At 70.9% G+C, this 19,091-nt stretch carries 20 protein-coding genes; 11 read left to right on the top strand and 9 right to left on the bottom strand.

Going from position 1 to position 19,091, the window contains the following annotated elements:
* Positions 1–173: 173 nt before the first annotated feature.
* Together SROS_RS54080 and SROS_RS37575 are read left to right on the top strand one after the other, a co-directional pair.
* On the top strand, positions 174–299 hold the full coding sequence (locus tag SROS_RS54080; protein ID WP_012894187.1) for a hypothetical protein: 126 nt from the start codon (positions 174–176) through the stop codon (positions 297–299).
* On the top strand, positions 296–1,087 hold the full coding sequence (locus tag SROS_RS37575) for a class II aldolase/adducin family protein (protein ID WP_012894186.1): 792 nt from the start codon (positions 296–298) through the stop codon (positions 1,085–1,087). The genes SROS_RS54080 and SROS_RS37575 overlap by 4 nt, the downstream gene beginning before the upstream one ends.
* 132 nt (positions 1,088–1,219) lie before the next feature.
* Here SROS_RS37575 and SROS_RS37570 read toward each other — a convergent pair whose 3' ends face one another.
* Both SROS_RS37570 and SROS_RS37565 read right to left on the bottom strand, forming a co-directional pair.
* Positions 1,220–1,567, bottom strand: a complete 348-nt coding sequence (locus tag SROS_RS37570; RefSeq protein ID WP_012894185.1) for a hypothetical protein — start codon at positions 1,565–1,567, stop codon at positions 1,220–1,222.
* A 200-nt stretch (positions 1,568–1,767) separates the two neighbouring features.
* Complete coding sequence (locus tag SROS_RS37565; RefSeq protein ID WP_012894184.1) at positions 1,768–2,658, bottom strand: DMT family transporter; 891 nt, start codon at positions 2,656–2,658, stop codon at positions 1,768–1,770.
* 307 nt (positions 2,659–2,965) lie between these two features.
* Here SROS_RS37565 and SROS_RS37560 point away from each other — a divergent pair, with 307 nt between their 5' ends.
* Positions 2,966–3,328 carry a VOC family protein gene (locus tag SROS_RS37560; protein ID WP_012894183.1) on the top strand — a complete coding sequence of 121 codons (363 nt, stop codon included), beginning with the start codon at positions 2,966–2,968 and terminating at the stop codon, positions 3,326–3,328.
* A gap of 301 nt (positions 3,329–3,629) precedes the next feature.
* Positions 3,630–4,520 carry a DMT family transporter gene (locus SROS_RS37555; protein ID WP_245564428.1) on the top strand — a complete coding sequence of 297 codons (891 nt, stop codon included), beginning with the start codon at positions 3,630–3,632 and terminating at the stop codon, positions 4,518–4,520.
* A 177-nt stretch (positions 4,521–4,697) separates the two neighbouring features.
* On the opposite strand, the gene SROS_RS37550 is transcribed toward SROS_RS37555, so the two are convergent.
* On the bottom strand, positions 4,698–5,975 hold the full coding sequence (locus SROS_RS37550) for an FAD-dependent oxidoreductase (protein ID WP_012894181.1): 1,278 nt from the start codon (positions 5,973–5,975) through the stop codon (positions 4,698–4,700).
* 74 nt (positions 5,976–6,049) lie between these two features.
* Here SROS_RS37550 and SROS_RS37545 point away from each other — a divergent pair, with 74 nt between their 5' ends.
* Entirely contained in the window at positions 6,050–6,688 is a 639-nt protein-coding gene (locus tag SROS_RS37545; RefSeq protein ID WP_012894180.1) for a TetR/AcrR family transcriptional regulator, read from the top strand.
* A gap of 68 nt (positions 6,689–6,756) precedes the next feature.
* Here SROS_RS37545 and SROS_RS37540 read toward each other — a convergent pair whose 3' ends face one another.
* The gene (locus SROS_RS37540) at positions 6,757–7,338 is read right to left on the bottom strand and encodes a GNAT family N-acetyltransferase (RefSeq protein ID WP_012894179.1); all 582 of its coding nucleotides are present in this window, start codon (positions 7,336–7,338) and stop codon (positions 6,757–6,759) included.
* A gap of 216 nt (positions 7,339–7,554) precedes the next feature.
* Between SROS_RS37540 and SROS_RS37535 the strand changes: the two genes are divergently transcribed.
* From SROS_RS37535 to SROS_RS37525, 3 genes are all read left to right on the top strand, one after another.
* Positions 7,555–8,760, top strand: a complete 1,206-nt coding sequence (locus tag SROS_RS37535) for an acyl-CoA dehydrogenase family protein (RefSeq protein ID WP_012894178.1) — start codon at positions 7,555–7,557, stop codon at positions 8,758–8,760.
* A 109-nt stretch (positions 8,761–8,869) separates the two neighbouring features.
* Complete coding sequence (locus SROS_RS37530; RefSeq protein ID WP_043653740.1) at positions 8,870–10,048, top strand: acyl-CoA dehydrogenase family protein; 1,179 nt, start codon at positions 8,870–8,872, stop codon at positions 10,046–10,048.
* 242 nt (positions 10,049–10,290) lie between these two features.
* Positions 10,291–11,424, top strand: a complete 1,134-nt coding sequence (locus SROS_RS37525) for an acyl-CoA dehydrogenase family protein (RefSeq protein ID WP_012894176.1) — start codon at positions 10,291–10,293, stop codon at positions 11,422–11,424.
* A gap of 223 nt (positions 11,425–11,647) precedes the next feature.
* Here the strand turns inward: SROS_RS37525 and SROS_RS37520 are convergent, their stop codons facing one another.
* From SROS_RS37520 to SROS_RS37505, 4 genes are all read right to left on the bottom strand, one after another.
* Positions 11,648–12,667 (bottom strand): CU044_5270 family protein, encoded by a 1,020-nt coding sequence (locus SROS_RS37520; RefSeq protein ID WP_012894175.1) that lies wholly within the window; start codon positions 12,665–12,667, stop codon positions 11,648–11,650.
* Positions 12,660–13,250: an RNA polymerase sigma factor gene (locus SROS_RS37515; protein WP_245564425.1), complete on the bottom strand. Its 591-nt coding sequence runs from the start codon at positions 13,248–13,250 to the stop codon at positions 12,660–12,662. The genes SROS_RS37520 and SROS_RS37515 overlap by 8 nt, the downstream gene beginning before the upstream one ends.
* A 245-nt stretch (positions 13,251–13,495) precedes the next feature.
* Positions 13,496–14,938, bottom strand: a complete 1,443-nt coding sequence (locus SROS_RS37510; protein WP_012894173.1) for an MFS transporter — start codon at positions 14,936–14,938, stop codon at positions 13,496–13,498.
* A 359-nt stretch (positions 14,939–15,297) separates the two neighbouring features.
* Positions 15,298–16,053 carry a class I SAM-dependent methyltransferase gene (locus tag SROS_RS37505; RefSeq protein ID WP_012894171.1) on the bottom strand — a complete coding sequence of 252 codons (756 nt, stop codon included), beginning with the start codon at positions 16,051–16,053 and terminating at the stop codon, positions 15,298–15,300.
* A 72-nt stretch (positions 16,054–16,125) separates the two neighbouring features.
* Here SROS_RS37505 and SROS_RS37500 point away from each other — a divergent pair, with 72 nt between their 5' ends.
* The 3 genes from SROS_RS37500 (at position 16,126) to SROS_RS37490 (ending at position 17,882) form a co-directional block, all read left to right on the top strand.
* Positions 16,126–16,695 (top strand): CGNR zinc finger domain-containing protein, encoded by a 570-nt coding sequence (locus tag SROS_RS37500; RefSeq protein ID WP_012894170.1) that lies wholly within the window; start codon positions 16,126–16,128, stop codon positions 16,693–16,695.
* A 142-nt stretch (positions 16,696–16,837) separates the two neighbouring features.
* Positions 16,838–17,440, top strand: a complete 603-nt coding sequence (locus SROS_RS37495; protein WP_012894169.1) for a hypothetical protein — start codon at positions 16,838–16,840, stop codon at positions 17,438–17,440.
* On the top strand, positions 17,430–17,882 hold the full coding sequence (locus SROS_RS37490) for a hypothetical protein (protein ID WP_012894168.1): 453 nt from the start codon (positions 17,430–17,432) through the stop codon (positions 17,880–17,882). The genes SROS_RS37495 and SROS_RS37490 overlap by 11 nt, the downstream gene beginning before the upstream one ends.
* A gap of 115 nt (positions 17,883–17,997) precedes the next feature.
* Here SROS_RS37490 and SROS_RS37485 read toward each other — a convergent pair whose 3' ends face one another.
* Entirely contained in the window at positions 17,998–18,999 is a 1,002-nt protein-coding gene (locus SROS_RS37485; RefSeq protein ID WP_012894167.1) for an ArsR/SmtB family transcription factor, read from the bottom strand.
* Positions 19,000–19,091 lie beyond the last annotated feature (92 nt).

Genomic DNA, 19,091 nt, shown 5'->3' with positions numbered 1-19,091 from the left:
CAACGCCCGTTTCCGGGCACACGTTCCCGCTGTCGCATCACCGTACCGACCAAACGGATCATCCGTCCTGCGGGGACCGCGGGGCAATGCCGGTGGCGCGGCCGGCCCGGCCCCGGTGAACCGGATTCGGTTCGGTGTGGACATGGGCGGGCGACGCGGGACAGGCTGGGTCCGTGGCCTTCTCCGACTACCGGTACGAGATCTACCTCGACGGGCGGGGCGGCCTCGACCTCACCCCCGGGCCGGCGGGCCACCGCCCGCCCGCCGACCTCGACCCTTCCGCACCGGAGGCACGATGAGCCTGTCCGACCTGCAGCCGATCCCCACCGACCAGCTCGTCTTCCGGCTGCCGCAGAAGTTCGACACCGTGGAGGAGGAGCGCCGCCACCGCCAGGAACGCCTGGTGGCAGCCCTGCGGCTGTTCGGCCGGTTCGGCTTCGAGGAAGGGGTGGCCGGGCACATCACCGCCCGCGACCCCGAGCACACCGACCACTTCTGGGTGAACCCGTTCGGCATGTCGTTCAAGCAGATCCGGGTCAGCGACCTCATCCTCGTCAACCACGAGGGCCAGGTCGTCGAGGGGCGCTACCACGTCAACCAGGCGGCGTTCGCCATCCACGCGATGGTCCACCAGGCCAGACCGGACGCGGTCGCCGCCGCGCACAGCCACTCGGTGTACGGCAAGGCGCTGTCGTCGCTGGGCACGCTCCTCGAGCCGCTGACCCAGGACGCCTGCGCGTTCTACGAGGACCACGGGCTGTTCGACGACTACACCGGCGTGGTCGTGGAGACGGAGGAGGGACGCCGCATCGCCCGGGCGCTCGGCTCCTCCAAGGCGGTCATCCTGCGCAACCACGGCCTGCTGACGGTCGGCGACACCGTGGACGCCGCCGCCTGGTGGTTCATCACGATGGAGCGCTCCTGCCAGGCCCAGCTCCTGGCCAAGGCCGCCGGACCGACGGTGCCGATCGACCACGAGAACGCCAAGCTCACCCACGGCCAGATCGGCAACGACCTGGTCGGCTGGATCAACTTCCAGCCTCTCCACGACCAGATCACCGCCGCCGAGCCCGACATGTTCGGCTGACCCGCACCCACCTGTCCCGCCACAAGCCCTCAGGTCTGCCGCGCCACAGACCCCCGGGCCTGCCGCGCCGCAGGCCCGGGGGCCGGGCCCCCGGGCCTTTCTCCGGCCGCCTTTCCTGGTGGCGGCGGCGATTCAGCCGGTCTTCTCGCAGAACTGGATGTGGCCGGCGTTGTATCCGTCCACCCAGCCCTTTCTGTCCCAGTCCGCCGATGCGTCGTAGGAGAAACTCTTCCCCTTGTCGCAGTCTTCGCCGGCGTCGGTGTAGCCCTTGCGGTAGGCCTTCCAGTACGCCTCCGGTTTGCCGCCGTTCTCCGGGCCCGTGGTCGGGTCCGCCCCGGCCGTCAGGTCGTGCGTGGCGTGTGCCACGACCGCCCGCGCGGAGGCCGGCGCGGCCGAGGCCGGGGAGATCGTGGCCGGTCCGAGGGCGGAGGCGGCGAGAAGGGCCGAGCTGATCAGTATCAGGCGCCGCTTGCTGTCCATGGCGTCTCCTCTCTGATCGGGCCGCCGGGCGGAGACCGTCCGGCGGCCCGCGTTTCTATGGCCACGATATGAGTAGAATTATCGATAAAAAAGCAGTTATTTGCTTATTGTCTTATTCTTGGGAGAAGTGTGGGTGGGCGGTTTTTCCCTTCTGTTTGGTTTATTTCTCGGCGTTAGGGAAATCCGTGAAGGCGCCGCCCTCACATGGTGACCGGCTCCACGGCCGCGCGCCTCTCGCCGAGGGTGAGCAGGCCGACGGCGGCGAGCAGCAGGACCGCGCCCGCGACGGCCTGCGGGGTGAGCCGCTCGCCGAGGAGGAGCACCCCGATGACCGCCGCGCCGACCGGCTCCACGAGGGAGATCACCGACGCCGTCGTGGCCCGCACCGCGGCGAGACCCGCGAAGAAGAGGCCGTAGGCCAGCGCCGTCGGAACCGCGCCGAGGTAGACGATGAGCGCCGAGGAGGCGAGCAGGTCGCCCTGCGGCAGCAGCTCCTGGACGGTCGCGAGGGGGAGCAGGCAGAGGCCGCCGACGACGAAGCCGCCCATGGCGGTGGCGTAGGGGCCGTCGGTGGAGGCCCGGTTGAGCAGGGTGACGCCCGCGTAGCCGGCAGCCGAGAGCAGTGCCCAGCCGATGCCGGCCGCCGAGAACGTGGCCGATCCGCCGTCCAGGGTCAGCAGGGCCAGCCCGGCCAGCGCGGTCGCGACCGCGCCCAGTCCGGCCCGGCCGAGCCGCTCGCCCAGCAGCAGGCGCGCGCCGGCGGCCACGAGGACCGGTGTCGCGCCTATCGTGACCACGGTCGCCACTGCCAGGCCGGACGCGGCGATCGCCGCGAAGTAGGCCGTCTGGTAGACGGCCATCGCCACGCCCGTGACCACGGTCCGCCCCAGGGCTCCGGGGCGTCCGAGGCCGAAGACCCGGGAGGCCAGCAGGAGCATCACCGCGCCGGCGGCGAAGCGCCAGAACGAGACGGCGACGGGACCGAGGCCGCCCGCCTGGTAGAGCAGCGCGCCGGCGGCGCCGCCGGTGCCCCAGGCGGTCGCCGCGATCGATACGTACAGCAGGCCCCGCCGTACGGAGACATGCGTCATGGAGATCTCTCCAGATGAAGTGGTTGTCGTCAGGCCGCGCGTATGCGGGCGCCAACCACCCACCGGATCGCCCGGATCCGGTTGTCAGGAGAGAGGGCCGCCCGCTATCGGGCGGCGGGCGGGGACATGATGAGCGTGGTCACGGGTCGACCCTAACGAGAGGACCGGTGCGCGGGCCAGCGGTTATCCGGCGGCCCGTCCGCGCCGGCGACACCGGCGGGCGCCCTTCCGGCGGCCCGTCCGGCCCGTCCGAAGGCCGTCGATTAACCTGACGTCACCTGACAGGTATGGGCGTGATGATGGGCCCATGACGACGAAAGCACAGCTCATCGCCGTGACCATCGACTGCGCCGAGCCCAAGCGGCTCGCCGAGTTCTACGCGACCGTCCTCGGCTACGAGGTCCAGTACGCCGAGGACACCTACGCCGGCATCGGCGACGGCACGACGAGCATCTACTTCCAGCAGAACCCGGACCGCAAGCCGGCCTCCTGGCCCGGCGCCGACAAGCAGTTCCACCTCGACGTCCGGGTCCCCGACCTGGACAAGGCGGTCCAGGACTACCTGGAGCTCGGAGCCACCAAGCCTGACTTCCAGCCCGGCGAGGGAGGCTGGGTCGTGCTCGCCGACCCCGAGGGGCACCTCTTCTGCGTCTGCCCGCCCCGCGACTAGCGGATCCGCCCCGCGACCAGCGGGTCCGCCCCGCGTCTGGCGGGTCCGGTCCGCGAGTCTCCACGGTCGCGCCGGAGGGACGGGGGGACGGGCCGTCCCCCCGCTCCGCTCCGAGGGATGCGCCGCTCGCGGATCGGCCTGCTTGGTCTGTTTGGTCCGCTCGATCCGCTCGGAAGTGCGGGGATGCGTCATGGATAGGGGGTGATGACCGAAAAGGGGTTTGATCTGGCTTGGGCGGCCCGTTACCCACTCGTCGGGCACTCTAAGCTTGCGGGATGACCCAAGAATCATTTCTTTACGTATGCCTGATCGCCCCTGGTGGGTGGCGATGACTTGGGTCGGGATGTCGATCGCTCTGGTCGGCGCGCTGGGTTATGCGCTGGGTGCCGCGCTCCAGCAGTTCGAGGCGGTCTCCGAGGGGGCCTCGCTCAAGCTGATGAGGCGGCCCCGCTGGTGGGTGGGCGGGGTGATCGGATTCGCCGGGGCGTCCATGCACGCCGTCGCGCTGAGCTTCGCGCCGCTGGTCGCGGTACAGCCGATCAGTGTGGCGACGCTGGTGTTCGCCGTACCGCTCGCCGCGATGCTGCACGGCAGGCGGCCGCACCGGGCGGAGATCGTCGGGTCGATCGCCGTGGCCGTCGGCCTGCTCGGCCTGATGCTGCTCGTTCCCGTGCACGCCGTGCGGCCGCACATGACGGGCGGGGAGGCGTTCGGCTTCCTGGCCTGCATCGGGCTGGTCGTGCTGGCGGCGCACCTGGCCGCGCGGAAGGCGGCGGGCTCGGCCAAGGCGCTGCTGCTGTCGATCGGCGCCGGTGTGGTGACGGCCAGCGTGTCCACCTTCGTCCGGGTGGTGGGCGGCAACCTCAACGGCGACCTGAGCAACCTGCTGAGCTGGTTCACGGTCGCGGTCCCCGTGCTTCTGGTCTGCGCGGTGGTGCTGCTGCAGAAGTCCTACGCGGTGGGCTACTTCGGCATCGCCTACGCGACGGTGCAGGTGGTCGACCCCATCACCTCGATCACGGCCGGAGCGCTCCTGCTCGACGAGGCGATGCCGACCGGCCTGGCGAACGTGATCCCGGCGATCTTCGCCGCCGCGCTGCTGGTCTGGGGAACGATCACGCTGGGCAGGCTCTCCCCGGATCATGGCGGCGGCCAGACCTCCACCCGCGAAACGGCCTCGCTCCCGTCGTAGCCCGCCCTGCCGGGGTTCGCGCCCGTCGTGGCCTGTCCCTGCCGGGGTTCGCTCCCGTCGTGGCCTGTCCTTGCCGGGGTTCGCGCTCCTTGTGGCCTGTCCCTGCCGGGGTTCGCATCCGTCGTGACCTGTCCTTGTCGGGACTCGCGCCCGTCGTCCGGACAGGTCATGGCCCGGTCAGGTGGTGGGCGGTGTCCAGCCGAGCACCTCGTCCATCGCGCCGGTCATGCGCCCCGGGGCCAGCCGCCAGGTGAGCGCCATCATCGTGTCGCGCAGCCGTACGGCGAGCGGGTTGCTGAGCTGGGAGGCCCGGCAGATCGACGCGGACCGGGCCACGATCTTCGCGGTCCGCTCCAGCCGGGCGGCGGTGTAGCCCGCCAGCCCCGCGCCCTTGCCCGCCACGTGGGCCAGCACCACCGCGTCCTCGATCGCCTGGCAGGCGCCCTGCCCCATGTTGGGGGTCATGGGGTGGGCCGAGTCGCCCAGCAGGGCGACCTTGCCCCTGTGCATGGCGGGCAGCGGGGTGGCGAGGTAGTGGACGTCGTTCCTGAGCACGTTCTCCGATGAGGCGGCGGCGAGCAGCGCCGGGATCGGGGCGTGCCACTTTCCGAACAGGCGGAGCAGTTCGGCCCGCTGGTCGCCGCCGCCCCCACCGGCCGGGACCGTGTCGGTGGCGTAGCAGTAGGCCACCCCTCCGGCCAGCGGCATGATTCCGAAGGCCTTGCCGTCGCCCCAGCTCTCGGAGGTCTGGCCGGGGACGCCCCCGCCGGGGATGAGCACCCGCCAGCTCGTGATGCCGGAGTAACGCGGGGCGGGATGGCCGGGGAACAGTGCCGTCCTGATGGGGGAGTGGATGCCGTCGGCGGCCACCACCAGATCGGCCTCCACGTCGGCTGCCCCGGTCTCCGGGCCGGCCTCCACGTCCGCTGCCCCGGTCGCCATGCCCGCCGCCTCGGTCTCCGCCCCGGTCGCCACGTCCGCCGCCCTGGTCTCCGTGCCGCCCGCCGGGCCGTCTGCCCGATCGGCTCCCGGGCTCCCCGTCTCGACGGTCACCCGGCCGCTCTCCGGGTCCACCCCCGTCACCGTGGCGTTCAGCCGGACCGTGCCGGGGGCCAGGCGCGCCGAGAGCGCGTCGACCAGGTCCGCGCGGCGCAGCAGCACCACGGAGTCGCCGTGCCGGGCGGAGGTGCTCTCCTCGGTGGTCTTCATCAGCCATCGGCCGTCCGCGCGCCGTACGCCGGCCTCGCCCTGGATCGCCGACAGCTTGCGGATCTCGTCGCCGACGCCGATCGTGTCCAGTGCCTTGAGGGCGTTGGCGGAGACGGCCAGCCCGGAGCCGACCGGCTCCAGGGACGATGCCCGCTCGAACACCGTCACGTCCCAGCCCCGCTGCTGCAGCGCCACCGCCGCCGTCAGCCCGCCGATCCCCGCCCCGACCACCACTGCGCGTGCCATGACCTTCTCCCTCACTACGGATGTAGTTGGACGTTACTACGCCTGTAGTTCAACTACAAATGTAGTATCGCGGGATGAAGTCCCAGCGTGCCGAGCTCGTCGCGGAGACCGCCATCACCCTGCTCGCCGAGCGAGGTATGCGCGGCCTGACCCATCGGGCCGTGGACGAGGCGGCCGGACTGCCGCCGGGTTCCACGTCCAACCTGGCCCGCACCCGCTCGGCGCTGCTGGAGCTGACCCTTGAGCGGCTCACCGAGCTGGAGGTCGCCGCGTTCGAGGAGATCTTCAGCGCCGCCGGGCCGAGCGGACCGAGCGGGCCGAGCGGGTCGGGCGGGCCGAGCGGGTCGGGCGGGCCGAGCGGGTCGGGCGGGTCGGGCGCGCTGGACGCGCTCGCCGAGATGACGGCCCGGGTGCTGTGGGCGCAGCTGACCGTCGACCGCCGCCGGACGGTCGCCCGCTACGAGCTGGCTCTGGAGGCCGGCCGCCGCCCTGAGCTCCGCAAGGTCTACGACGAGGTGGGGGGCCGTTTCCGCGACCCCGCGGCCGCGCTCCTCGCCGCCGCGGGGTCGCCGGACCCGGTACGGCACGGCCGCCAGATGGTCGCCTTCAGCGAGGGAGTGATGTTCGACGCCATCGTCGGAGCCGGAGTCCAGCCGACCCTGGACGACCTCCGGCTGGGGATCGGGGAACTGCTGAGGGGGATGCTGGGTTGACACCCCTCAGGGCTGAAGCCCGGGGTCTCCTGGGAAGTTCCCGATGACCTCCGCCGGGTGCCCGGCCGTCACCGCTCCAGCAGGCGGGCGCGGTGGGCGGGCCACTCGTCGTCGAGGATGCTGAAGTAGACGGTGTCGCGCCAGGTGCCGTCCGGGCGGCGGCGCTGGCGGCGCAGGACGCCCTCGTGGAGGCCGCCGATCCGCTGGATCGCGGCCTGGGAACGGGTGTTGAGGATGTCGGTCTTGAGCTGGACGCGGTTCGCGCCGAGCTTGTCGAAGGCGTAGTCGATCAGCAGGATCTTGCAGGCGGTGTTCACGGCCGAGCGCCACACGGCCCTGCCGTACCAGGTCCAGCCGATCTCGATGCTGTCGGCGTATCCCGGCGTGGAGATGTAGGTGGTCCAGCCGACCGCGCGGCCGGTCTCCCGGAGGATCACCGCGAACGGCACGTGGTCCGGGTCGCCGATCAGCCGCTCCGCCGTCGTCCCCAGCTCGTCCTCGGTCCGCGGCGTCGCGGCCGGGAGCCAGCGCCACACCTCCTCGTCGCCGCCGGAGGCCAGGAACAGGTCGGGGATGTGGGCGAGGGTCAGAGGCTCAAGCCGTACGGCATCGCCTTCCAGGGTGACGGGGGCGGGCATGTTCGCGGTCATGGTGATGAGCCTAGGGCGGGCGGCGGACCTGCCAGAAGGTCCACTCGGGCGGTGGTCTCCGGGGACCACTTCGACGCCGGTCCCCTGGTCCCGCGGCCGGGTGCGGAGGCCCTCGGAGGCCGTGAGGACGCGGGCCTCACGGCGTCCGGCCAGGAGAGTGTGTCGACATCCATACCGTCCGGTCGGTACGCTCCTGGGAGACCGTGAGGAGAACCCATGGATTTCGCGTTCGACGCCACGACCGAGAAGCTGCGGGGACGGCTGCTCGACTTCATGGATGAGTGCGTCTACCCGGCGGAGGAGGCCTTCGAGGCCCAGGCGGCCGAGAGCGGATGGGCCAGTCCTCCGCTGATGGAGGATCTCAAACAGGAGGCGCGCGGGCGGGGACTGTGGAACCTGTTCCTGCCGGGGGAGCACGGCGCGGGGCTGACCAACCTGCAGTACGCGCCGCTGGCCGAGATCATGGGCCGCTCGCCCCGGCTCGCCCCCACCGCGACCAACTGCGCCGCCCCGGACACCGGCAACATGGAAGTGCTGTCCATGTTCGGCAGCGACTGGCAGCGCAAGGAGTGGCTGGAGCCGCTGCTGCGCGGGGAGATCCGGTCGGCGTTCGCGATGACCGAGCCGGACGCCGCGTCGTCGGACGCCACGAACATCGCCCTGTCGATCGTCCGGGACGGCTCCGAGTACGTGATCAACGGGCGCAAGTGGTTCGCCTCCGGGGCGATGAACCCGGCCTGCAAGATCTTCATCGTGATGGGGAAGACCGACCCGGAGGCCTCCTCGCACCGGCAGCAGTCCATGGTCCTGGTGCCGCGCGACACGCCCGGCATGGACGTCCGGCGGGGCATGCACGTGTTCGGCTACTCCGACGCCGACCACGGCGGGCACGCCGAGATCGTCTTCGACGATGTCAGGGTGCCGGTGGACAACCTGATCGGCGAGGAGGGCGGCGGCTTCGCGATCGCTCAGGCGCGCCTCGGGCCGGGACGGATCCACCACTGCATGCGGCTGATCGGCATGGCCGAGCGGGCCGTCGAGCTGATGTGCACCCGGACCCTGTCCCGGAGCGCGTTCGGCAGGCCGATCGCCCAGCAGGGCGTCGTCCAGGACTGGATCGCCGAATCGAGGGTGAGGATCGAGCAGCTCCGCCTGCTCGTGCTGAAGACCGCCTGGCTGATGGACACCGTCGGCAACCGGGGCGCCCACACCGAGATCCAGGCCATCAAGATCGCCACCCCGCGTGACGTGGAGTGGATCCTGGACAAGGCCATCCAGGCCCACGGCGCCGGAGGCGTCAGCCAGGACTTCCCGCTGGCGGGCCTGTGGGCGGGCGCGCGGTCCCTGCGGCTCGCCGACGGACCCGACGAGGTGCACAAGCGCTCCCTCGCCTACCGCGAACTCAAGAAGCACATGACCTGAAGCCCCTGTCCCCGATCACCCGCTCCGCCGTACCGGCGTCACCACGGTGGATCGCGGGATCTCCCCACGTCCGAGCCGGGGCCGGGGGCCGGATTCATCGATGAAGGGAATGTCCGTGGCGTTGGACGAAGAGACGATCAGGGAGCGCGCCGTCGCGTTCCTGGCCGGGCACGACCCCGGGGACCGGCTGGAGTTCCTGCGGGCCCGGTTCGACGCGGGGCTGGCCTGGGTGCACTTCCCCGAGGGGCTCGGCGGGCTCGGCGCCCCGCGAGAGCTGCAGAACGTGGTGGAGCAGGAGCTGGCGGGGACCCCGCAGCTCGACACCGGGGTGCAGGCGATCGGGCTGGGCATGGCCGCGCCGACCATCCTGACCTTCGGCACCGAGGAGCAGCGCAGGCGGTTCCTGCGGCCGCTGTGGACGGGCGAGGAGATCTGGTGCCAGCTCTTCAGCGAGCCCGGCGCGGGGTCGGACCTGGCGACACTCGGCACGCGGGCGGTCCGCGACGGCGACGAGTGGGTCGTGGACGGTCAGAAGGTGTGGACCTCCGGCGCCCACCACTCCCGCTGGGCGATCCTGGTCGCCCGGACCGACCCGGACCTGCCCAAGCACCGGGGGCTCACCTACTTCGTGTGCGACATGCACGCCCCCGGCGTCGAGGTCAGGCCGCTGCGGCAGATCACCGGGGAGGCCGAGTTCAACGAGGTCTTCCTCACGGGCGTACGGCTCGACGACTCCCTGCGGCTCGGTGAGGTGGGCGACGGGTGGCGGGTCGCCCAGACCACGCTGATGAACGAGCGCGTGGCGATCGGCGGCGCGCCGGTCCGGCGGGGCGGCGGAATGATCGGCGTGGTCGCCGAGACCTGGCGGTCCCGGCCCGAACTGCGCACCCACGACCTGCACCAGCGGCTGCTCCGGCTCTGGGTGGAGGCGGAGGTGACGCGGCTGGCCGGGGCGCGGCTGCGCGAGCAGCTGTCCGCCGGGCAGCCGGGACCGGAGGGCTCGGGCATGAAGCTCTCCTTCGCCTCGCTCAACCAGGCGCTGTCCGGGCTGGACGTGGAACTGCGCGGGGAGGAGGGGCTCGGCTACGACGACTGGACCTTCCGCCGCTCCGACAGCGTGGACTTCTTCGGCAGGGGACCCGGATACCGCTACCTGCGCGCCAAGGGGAACTCGATCGAGGGCGGCACCTCGGAGATCCTGCGCAACATCGTGGCCGAACGGGTGCTCGGCCTGCCGTCGGAACCCCGCGTCGACAAGGACGTGCCCTGGAAGGACCTGCCCCGATGACGCGGAGCGAGCCCGACGCGGTGAGCGGAGTGGTTCGCGCAGTGAATGAGGAGTGGTGAGCGACCGATGACGCGGAGCGAGCCCGGCGCAGTGAGCGGAGTGGTCCGCGAGGGACGAGTGGCCCGCGCAGTGAATGAGGAGTGGTGAGCGACCGATGACGCGGAGCGAGCCCGACGCAGTGAGCGGAGTGGTCCGCGAGGGACGAGTGGCCCGCGCAGTGAATGAGGAGTGGTGAGCGACCGATGACGCTGTTGTATACCGAGGTCGAGGAGGAGCTGCGGGCCTCCGTGCGGGATCTGCTCGCCGACCGCTGCGGCTCCGACGCCGTGCTGAGGCGGGTCGAGTCCGCCTCGCCGTACGACATGGATCTGTGGAAGACGCTGTCGCGGGAGATCGGGGTGGCGGGGCTGCTCGTGCCGGAGGAGTACGGCGGGGCGGGGGCGTCGGCGCGGGAGGTCGCGGTGGTGCTGGAGGAGCTGGGGCGGGCGGTGGCGCCGGTCCCGTTCCTCACCAGCTCGGTGCTCGCGACGAAGGCTCTGCTGGAGATCGGCGAGGAGGACCTCGTCCAGGAGCTCGCCTCCGGCGAGACCACGGCGGCGCTGGTGGTCTCGCTGGCGGCTTCGCCGTACAAGCCGCTGCCGGAGACCGTGACCTTGACGGAGACGGGTGAGGCCGGCCGGTGGGCGCTGAACGGACAGATCAGGGCGGTGGCCGGGGCCGACGTGGCCGATGTCCTGCTGGTCCCCGTCGGGACAGGGCTTTTCCGGGTCGATCCCGCTGACGCGCGGATCGAGGTCGTGCCCTCGCTCGACCTGACCAGGCCGGTCGCCACCGTCACATTCTCCGACACCCCGGGTGAGGTGATCGGTTCCCTTGACATACGGAAGGTGCTGGTTTTCGGGGCGGGGCTGCTCGCCTCCGAGCAGCTCGGGGTCGCCGAGTGGTGCCTGGACACGACACTCGCCTACATCAAGGAGCGCCACCAGTTCGCCCGGCCGGTCGGCTCCTTCCAGGCGATCAAGCACCGGATGGCCGACCTCTGGCTGGACGTGGTCCGTGCCCGCGCGGCGGCGAGGAACGCCGCCGACCTGCTGGCGGCGGTCCCGCACGCCGTGACGGACGCGACAGGCGTGACGGACGCGGCGGCGGTCGAGGCGGGCGAGCCGGCGGCGGCGGTGGCCAAGTCCTGGTGCTCGGAGGTGGCGCTGCGCGTCGCCGAGGAGGCGGTGCAGCTCCACGGCGGGATCGGAATGACCTGGGAGCACCCGGTGCACCTGTACCTCAAGCGCGCGAAGTCCACAGAGATCGCGCTCGGCACCCCCGGCGCCCACCGGGACGCCCTGGCGGTCCTGGCGGACCTGCCCGCTCCCGCCTGACCCCGCCCCTCCCTGTCGGCTGCGCGGCCAGGTCGGACACCGGCTGCGCGGCCAGGTTGGACACCGCCCGCGTCGCCAGGTTGGACGTCCGCCGCGAGACCGACGCGGCCGGGCGTCCGGCCGCGTCGCCGTACCGGCCGCGGATCGGGCAGACGGCGAGTGAGAGTCACGAGCATGCCCGGCCACGGCGCCCCCGCGTCCGTGGCCGGGCATGGGCAGTCCCTTACTCGGCCGAGGGGGCCACCGGCTCGGAGTCGGTCCAGCCGGACTCCAGCACCACCTCGGTACGGTCGCCCTTGCCCGGCATGCCGGTGACCAGGGAGGCCAGCACCATCGAGGTGTCCCGATCGATGATCAGCTTGCCCTGGGTGGGCTGGCCGTGCTGGATCGGGAACGTGATCGCGACGCCCGGCCTGCCTCGCGGGTCCGTGGTGTCGCCCTCGACCCGCACGGAGGGCAGCGCCGCCAGCGCCCGGTACGCGGCGCCCCGCACCTCCGGAGAGGTGGGCAGCTCGTACAGCAGCGACGCCAACGCCCTCGGCAGGTTCTCGTCCACGTAGTCCTCGGCGATCCCGTCCGCGCGGATCGCCTCCAGCGTCCGGTTCTTCAGAGCCTCGGAGTCGGCGGGCAGCGCCCTGATCTCTTCCAGAGTCAGCTGCTCGCCGCCGAGCTGGAACTTCTGCTCTCCCTTGCGGGAGACCAGCTTCCCTTCGCCCGGTGAGGTGAAGAAGCCGCCTTCCTCGACCTTCCATTCGGTCGGTGAGCCGTCGCGGCGCCAGGCCTCCACGTCGAGGGGGCGCGTGGCCAGCTTCCGGGAGCCGGACCAGGCCCGGCCCTCCTTGGAGATCCATTCCTCGGCGATGTTGGAGCTCTCCAGCTGGTACGTGTCGCCTTCCTTGCCGTACGGCTTGGCCCACCGCATCGTGTACAGCCGCTTGACGTGCCAGTAGGCGCCCTCGGGAGCGGCCTCGGCCCTGGTCGCCGCGGCCAGCAGGATCGAGTGACCGGACAGGGTGGTCGTGCTGATCCCGGCGGAGGGGGAGAGCGCGGGGGCGGAGGTCGTCAGGCCGGGTACGAAGACCGCCGCCGCGACCGCGGCCGCCGTGGCGAGTCCCGCGACACCGGCCTGCCACGGCAGGCGCCGCCTGGTCGCCGCGCGCATCCGTGCCTGCACCCTCGTCTTCGCGAACGGGTCGTCGTCGGGCCGGCCGTACAGCTCGCGGACCTCGGTGAGCTCATCCATGGTTGGCCTCCATCGGGTTGGTGCCGCCCAGGGCGGCGCGGATCTTGGCTCTGGCGCGGCTCAGCCGTGAGCCGACCGTGCCGTAGGAGATGCCGAGCGCGGCGGCGATCTCCTCGTGGCTCAGTCCCGCCAGGGCCGTCAGAAGCAGGACGTCGCGCTCGCCCCGCCCGAGACGGGCGATGGCCTCGGCGAGGGCGGGGCGCAGGCTCTCGGCGCTGACCTGCGCCGCCACGCGTTCCTCGTGGCTGGGCGCGTCGGCCGGGGGGCCGTGCCTGTCCACGGCGCGCAGCGTGCGGACCTCGGTTCTGCGGTGCTTGTGAATGAGGTTGGTGACGATGCCGTACAGCCAGGTTCTGACGCCGGCCTTGGCGGGGTCGTACCGCGCCCGCTTGCGGAACGCCGTCAGGAACGCCTCGGCGACCACGTCCTCGGCCGGTCCGGGGCCGAGGCGCTGGGTGACGTAGCGGTGGATCTCGCTGAAGTAGGTGTCGAAGACGGCGGAGAAGTCGTCGAGCGACTGATCCGGCGGCCGTTCGACCGGCGTGGTTGTCATCGAGAACCTCTCGTGGCGAATGTCGGTCATGGGGTATCACCCGATGGGCCGATTCGCTTTCCCGATCACCGGAAGACGGGCGGGGGAGATCGCCTTCCGGGTTCAGCGGGTCACCGAGGTGCCGTGTGAGTGGGTCGTCCGGCCGCCGAGGGAGGCGTGCGGCGGATCCGGACAGCATAAAGCCCCTGGTAGACCCATGCTGCGAGCATGAGGCCGACCGAGGGGCTTCGGCTGGGCGCGCTCGGGGAAGGCGACGACCGCCTACCGGTGAAGGCTCAGTGGACCGGGTCCGCGTCCTCGCGGGCCTGCCGGGGCAGGAGGAAACCGACCAGGAAGGTCAGCGCGACCATCCCGGCGACGACCCAGAAGGTGCTCCGCGCGGCGGCGGTGGGGTCGCCACCCATCGCGCCGAAGAAGACGGTGCCGAGCAGGGCCACGCCGAGCGCCGCCCCGACCTGCTGGAGCGCGGTGAGCGTGCCGGAGGCGGAGCCGGTCTCGTGCGGCTCGACGCCGGCCAGCGCGATCTCGAAGTACGGGCCCATGATCAGTCCCGATCCCAGGCCGGTGACCAGCAGGGCGGGGGCGAGCTGCCAGGGGCCGACCTCCGGGCCGAGCAGCAGCAGGAGGGCGACGACGCCGACCGTCATGATCGCGGCACCGGCGTGCAGCACCCTGCGGCCGTGCCTCCTGACCGCCTGCATGGCGCCCATCCCGATGATCATGCCCACCGAGAGCGGGACGCCGGCCAGGCCGGCCTTCAGCGGGGTGTAGCCGAGGCCGAGCTGCGTGTAGAGGTTGAAGACCAGGCCGAATCCGCTGAAGGCGGCGAAGTAGATCGTCCCGGTGAACATGCCGCCGATGAACGTGCGCTTGCGGAACAGGCTCGGCGCGATCAGCGGGTCGCCGCCCCTGCTGTTCTTGCGCGACTCGTACCAGCCGAAGAACGCGAACACCGCCACGGAGCCGGCCATCATCACGAACGTCCAGGCCGGCCAGTCGTGCTCACGGCCCTGGACCAGCGGGAAGACGATCATCAGCGAGCCGAGGGAGGCCAGGAGCGCGCCGGGGAGGTCGAGCTTGAGCGAGCGGGTCGGCCGGGTGGCGGGCAGGAACTTCACCGCGGCCAGCACCGCGAGCAGGCCGATCGGCAGGTTGATCAGGAAGATCATGCGCCAGCCGGTGCCGAAGAAGTCGGCGTCGACCAGCCAGCCCGCCAGGATCGGGCCGCCTATCGCGGACAGTCCCATGATCGGGCCGAACGCGCCGAAGGCCGCCTGAAGCTCCTTGGGCGGGAACATCTCCTTCATCATGCCGAGCCCCTGCGGGACCATCGCGGCGCCGAACAGGCCCTGGATCACGCGAGCGGCGATTATGGTCTCCGGCGAGACGGCCACCGCGCAGAACAGCGAGCCGACCACGAAGCCGGCCGCGCCGATGAGGAACATCCGCTTGCGGCCCACGATGTCGCCCAGCCGCCCGCCGGTGAGCAGGCCGGCGGTCATGGCCAGCGTGTACGCCACGCCGAGCCACTGGATCATCGAGGTTCCGCCGCCGAGGTCGGCCTGCATCGTCGGGCCGGCGATGTTGGTGACGGTGGCGTCGAGGAGTTCCATCACGGAGCCGGCGAGGATCACGAAGAGCGCGGGCCAGCGCCACCTGTACGGCGTGGGCTCGGTGGCTTCCCGGGCATCCAGCGGGCGGATGTCGAGGGTGGTCATTGCTCCTCCAGAGCCTGTCGTTCGGGGGATATGTGAACGCTACGAGGGTTCGCGGAAAGAGTCGTTCCGCGAACGTGCTCAGATCGAGGGTCTTCGGTGGAACAGTTCATTCTGTTCCATTATATCAGAACGGAATGCTTCATTCCGATATTTTTCGGATGGCTTTCCGGTCTGCCCGATCCTCCGCTCCGGATCCCCGTCGCGGTCACAACGACCACGTTATAGCGGGTATAGGTCATCTCCTGTCCTACATGACGGCGGTGCCAGGACATGGTGAGAACCGGCTGCGGGGCGGAGTGAAACCCCCGCCCCGCAGCCGGATCAGCCTGCGGGGCGGCGTGAACCCCCCTGCCGCCGGATCAGCCGCGGACGGCGCAGAGGAGCCGGTTGTTGCCGCGCTGCCACAGGGGGCCGATCTCGGTGAAGCCGGCGTCGCGGAGGGCGTCGACATGCGTGGAGAGCAGGGGGGACTCCGAGCCGTGGTGGTCGGCGCCCGCGGTGGCGCGTTCGGCGTGGAGCTCGGCGAAGGCGGGGTCGGCGGCGACCGCGTCCCACCACTGGCGCCAGTCTTCGGGGCGCCGGCCGGCGAAAGCGCGCTCGGTCTCCCGGTCGTGCACGGCGCGTTCGAGGCGGGCGATGGCCGGGGCGGTGTCGTCGGTCTCCATGTGGTCGCCGTTGAGCAGGAGCCCGCCCGGACGCAACACGGTCGCCAGCTCGGCGTACATCTTCGGGAGATCCGATCCGGAGATCCAGTGCAGCGCGGTGGTGCTCACCGCGACGTCGGCCGGTCCGTCCAGGCCCAGGGAATCGCTCCATCCGGGTGTGCGCAGGTCAAGGGAGACGAACCTGAGATGAGGGTAGGCGGCCCGGCCGAGGCCGAGCAGCAGCGGGTCCGCGTCGACCGAGACCACCGTCGCCCCGGGCAGCCGCTCCAGAAGCCGGGCGGACAGTGAGCCCGGCCCGCAGCCGAGGTCGATGACCAGTGGATCGGGACGGCCCGCCGCCTCGACGGCGTCGATCAGCGCGGTGAAACGCTCCTCGCGATCGGGCAGGTAGCCCTCCTGCTGGCGGTCCCAGCGTGCGATCCACTCAAGTGCGGCATCGTGGGTGAGCACAATCGTCTCCTTGTAACTGTCGTTTAAGCTTGTGGCAGTCACAAACTAAAGCGCGAGGATGTAACCGGTCAAGTGGATTTCAACAGTCACGCCGATGCGATCGTCCGGGTGGCGGTGGGCCTGGTCAACGAGCTGACCCCCGGGGAGAGGCGTGGGCGCGCCTTCCCGCCGCCGCGCGATCTCGCCACCGCCGCCGCCGAGGGCCTGCGGACCGGCTACCCGAATCACCGGGAGGTCACCGAAGGGGAGGCCGGTGAGCTCGCCGAGATCGCGGCACGCCTGCGCGGGGTCTTCGACGCCGTCGCGACGGGAGACATCGACGCGGCGGCCCTGCAGGTCAACGGCCTTCTTGAGGAGACCCGCGCCCGGCCGCTGCTCGACCGGCACGACGGGGAGCCGTGGCATCTGCACTTCCACGGCCCCGGCGGCACCATGGCCGGCGACTGGGCGGCGAGCTGCGCCACCGGGCTCGCGATCGTGCTGGGGAGCGAGTTCCACGACCGCCTCGGCGTGTGTACGGCGCCGCACTGTGATCGGGTGTACGTGGACGTGTCCCGCAACGGCACCCGCCGGTTCTGCGGCACCGCCTGCCAGAACCGCGTCAAGACCGCGGCCTTCCGCGCCAGGGGCAGAGTCCCGTGAGGGCACCTCCTGGTGGCTGCTGATCGCCGAGTGGCACCGTCGCCAAGCCAGATAACCCGTTTCAACGTCGAATCAGAATTCGACTCCTGATTTTGATCCTGAATCGGGGAGTATCGTGGAGGCAGAAGGGAGAGCCACCCTCATGACCGATGTCAAGCCCAGGAAGTCTCCGGCAGGAGCGGCCAAGAAGCGAAAGCCCCACACGCTCCCGGCGCAGCGCGGGAACGAGGTCGTCGGCACAGCACAGGCCCCTCGCAGGAAAGAGCTTGAGGAGCGGGCGGCGCTGGCTCTGTTCGATCAAGCGCAGCGCCTGGACGGAGTAGCCGCCAGCACCCATGAGACCGGCACCCGTGACACGGTCAGGGAAGTCGTCCAGGATCTGCTCGCACATGCCGAGCCGGTGCGGGCGACGATCGCATCGAAGATCCTCGGCGTTGACGAGAAGACCGTTCGCGCATGGGTCAAGGAAGGGCTGCTCATCCCGGTCAAGGGAAAGCCTCGATTGATGCTTGAAGCCGAACGCTTGTACGCCGTGGCAACGCTTGTCCAGGATCTGCGCCGGGGCGGTCGCACCCGTAATCTTGTCGAGTCGGTCTGGCGCCGCCTGCAAGACCGGGGACTCCTGGAGGATGATCAGCTGATCGGCGGCCTCCGGCAGATGGAACAGGGCGAGGGCCGTCCGTGGCGGGAGATCAAGGCCGAGTGGAGTTCCAAGAACTCAGAGCCGGCCGCCGGTGAGGACTGAGGTCTATCTCTCGGTGCTCGCGGAGAAACAGGCCGAGACCTTGCGCGGGGCGGATCTGCGGGCGTTTGTCGCCTTCGTTGGTGATCTGGAAGCGCGAGGCTGCGCGGCCCTTGGATATCGGCTCACCGGGGAGATCCCGGTGAGCCGGCTGTGCGTCAAGCATCTGAGAGATGCCACGCGCGTCGTGGTCGCCTTCGAAGCGCCGGGGCGCGCATGGGTTCTGATGCAGGGGCCCCATGATGAGCGCAACCGGACACAGGATGTCTACGCCTCCCTGTGGGAGGCGTGCGGGCTGGACGTGCCGCCGGCGGGCGAGCGAACCAAGCCCGCCTGCTGTGACGATGACGGTACGGATCCAGACCTGTCTGAAATCGATGACCTGGTGGCCCGTTGCCGGGATCTCGCCAAGCCGTCTCGTCGGCGGCGTAAGCGTGCCGGCTGACGGGCTTCTACCGGAACGGCAATCAGATACCGGGAGGGGCTGGTGTCGGGAGACTGTTCCGGCCGCCGTAGGTGGGCCGCCTCGCCGCCGGCGAGGTGGGCGGGGTCACGGGGCGTCAGGAGCCGGTGGTGACAGGCAGGGTCAGGTCCGTTCCCAGATGGGTCACCTGGTGGATGACCATGTTGGCGTGGCGGGTGCTGGTGATCAGACCGGCACGCCGCAGCACCTGGGCGTGGGCGCTCGCGCTCGACAGCGAGATCCCTGTCCGGCGGGCGAGTTCGCTGGTGGTGCAGTCGTTGGTGGTGGCGACGCAGCGCAGGATGCGGGCTCTGGTGGGGCCGAGCAGGTCGGGTAGCGCGTCGTCCGGCTCGTGAGCCGCAGGGGTGTGGGGGACCGGGAAGACCAGGACGGGCGGCAGGCTCGTGTCGGCCAGCACGACGGGCATCGAACGGGCGAAGTAGGAGGGGATGAGCGTCAGCCCACGCCCGCCCAGGTGGAGTTCGTACTGCCCGCTGACGTAGTCGGCTTCCAGGACCGGGGGCCGCCAGCGCATCGAGGGGCCGAGGGCGGCGAGCATCGTCTCCACGCCGTGATCGGTGAGTAGCCTGGTCAGCCTGGCACGCTCACGCCCGAGCGAGTGCTCCATCGTCAGGCGCTGGGAGGCGAAGACGGTCTGACAGTACGTCGCGCTCAGGTCGGCCAGGTCACGGATGGACTGCTGGTTGCCCCGGGCGAGATCGTCCAGGGTGGCGGGCACCGGAACGTGGGGGCGTAGCTGGTCGACTTCATGGCGCACCCGCGAGGGCGGCGTGTCCGCCAGCGCGGCGACGCCGTTGTCCAACCCCGACAGCCCCTCGTACGGGGTCAGGAAATCGGGGAAGTACGCCTTGAGCGGCAGCAACGGCACCAGTGTCTCCCTGACCTGTTTCAGCAGGCTCGTCTCGGTCAAGGCCACGCGCGCTCGCCGCCGCCAACCGGCCAGGGCATTGCCTCTGCCGAATCCCTGGAGCACGTGCAGGCTCATCGCCATCTCCCAGAGCTCGTCGACGCGCGAGGCGATGCGCAGCCGAGCCAGGTCCTCACCAGTGAAGAAGATCTTCAGGGTTCCACCGCTCATACCAGCATGCTCTGCCGTGGACGTCACAGAACAATCAACGTTCTCTCGGCGCCGTCGCCTGCCACAGCTGTGAGCTGCGTGTTCCTGCTCAG

This window comes from Streptosporangium roseum DSM 43021, from assembly GCF_000024865.1.
In the GTDB taxonomy this organism is placed as follows: Bacteria; Actinomycetota; Actinomycetes; order Streptosporangiales; family Streptosporangiaceae; genus Streptosporangium; species Streptosporangium roseum.
Note: the sequence above shows the minus strand (reverse complement) of the source record. Positions and strands in the feature narration are given on the sequence as shown.

Excerpts from the sequence above, each read along its gene's own strand:
- SROS_RS37575 (WP_012894186.1), top strand. The coding sequence starts at position 296 with ATGAGCCTGTCCGACCTGCAGCCGATCCCCACCGACCAGCTCGTCTTC.
- SROS_RS37570 (WP_012894185.1), bottom strand. The coding sequence starts at position 1,567 with ATGGACAGCAAGCGGCGCCTGATACTGATCAGCTCGGCCCTTCTCGCC.
- SROS_RS37565 (WP_012894184.1), bottom strand. The coding sequence starts at position 2,658 with ATGACGCATGTCTCCGTACGGCGGGGCCTGCTGTACGTATCGATCGCG.
- SROS_RS37560 (WP_012894183.1), top strand. The coding sequence starts at position 2,966 with ATGACGACGAAAGCACAGCTCATCGCCGTGACCATCGACTGCGCCGAG.
- SROS_RS37555 (WP_245564428.1), top strand. The coding sequence starts at position 3,630 with ATGCCTGATCGCCCCTGGTGGGTGGCGATGACTTGGGTCGGGATGTCG.
- SROS_RS37550 (WP_012894181.1), bottom strand. The coding sequence starts at position 5,975 with ATGGCACGCGCAGTGGTGGTCGGGGCGGGGATCGGCGGGCTGACGGCG.
- SROS_RS37545 (WP_012894180.1), top strand. The coding sequence starts at position 6,050 with ATGAAGTCCCAGCGTGCCGAGCTCGTCGCGGAGACCGCCATCACCCTG.
- SROS_RS37540 (WP_012894179.1), bottom strand. The coding sequence starts at position 7,338 with ATGACCGCGAACATGCCCGCCCCCGTCACCCTGGAAGGCGATGCCGTA.
- SROS_RS37535 (WP_012894178.1), top strand. The coding sequence starts at position 7,555 with ATGGATTTCGCGTTCGACGCCACGACCGAGAAGCTGCGGGGACGGCTG.
- SROS_RS37530 (WP_043653740.1), top strand. The coding sequence starts at position 8,870 with ATGTCCGTGGCGTTGGACGAAGAGACGATCAGGGAGCGCGCCGTCGCG.
- SROS_RS37525 (WP_012894176.1), top strand. The coding sequence starts at position 10,291 with ATGACGCTGTTGTATACCGAGGTCGAGGAGGAGCTGCGGGCCTCCGTG.
- SROS_RS37520 (WP_012894175.1), bottom strand. The coding sequence starts at position 12,667 with ATGGATGAGCTCACCGAGGTCCGCGAGCTGTACGGCCGGCCCGACGAC.
- SROS_RS37515 (WP_245564425.1), bottom strand. The coding sequence starts at position 13,250 with ATGACCGACATTCGCCACGAGAGGTTCTCGATGACAACCACGCCGGTC.
- SROS_RS37510 (WP_012894173.1), bottom strand. The coding sequence starts at position 14,938 with ATGACCACCCTCGACATCCGCCCGCTGGATGCCCGGGAAGCCACCGAG.
- SROS_RS37495 (WP_012894169.1), top strand. The coding sequence starts at position 16,838 with ATGACCGATGTCAAGCCCAGGAAGTCTCCGGCAGGAGCGGCCAAGAAG.
- SROS_RS37485 (WP_012894167.1), bottom strand. The coding sequence starts at position 18,999 with ATGAGCGGTGGAACCCTGAAGATCTTCTTCACTGGTGAGGACCTGGCT.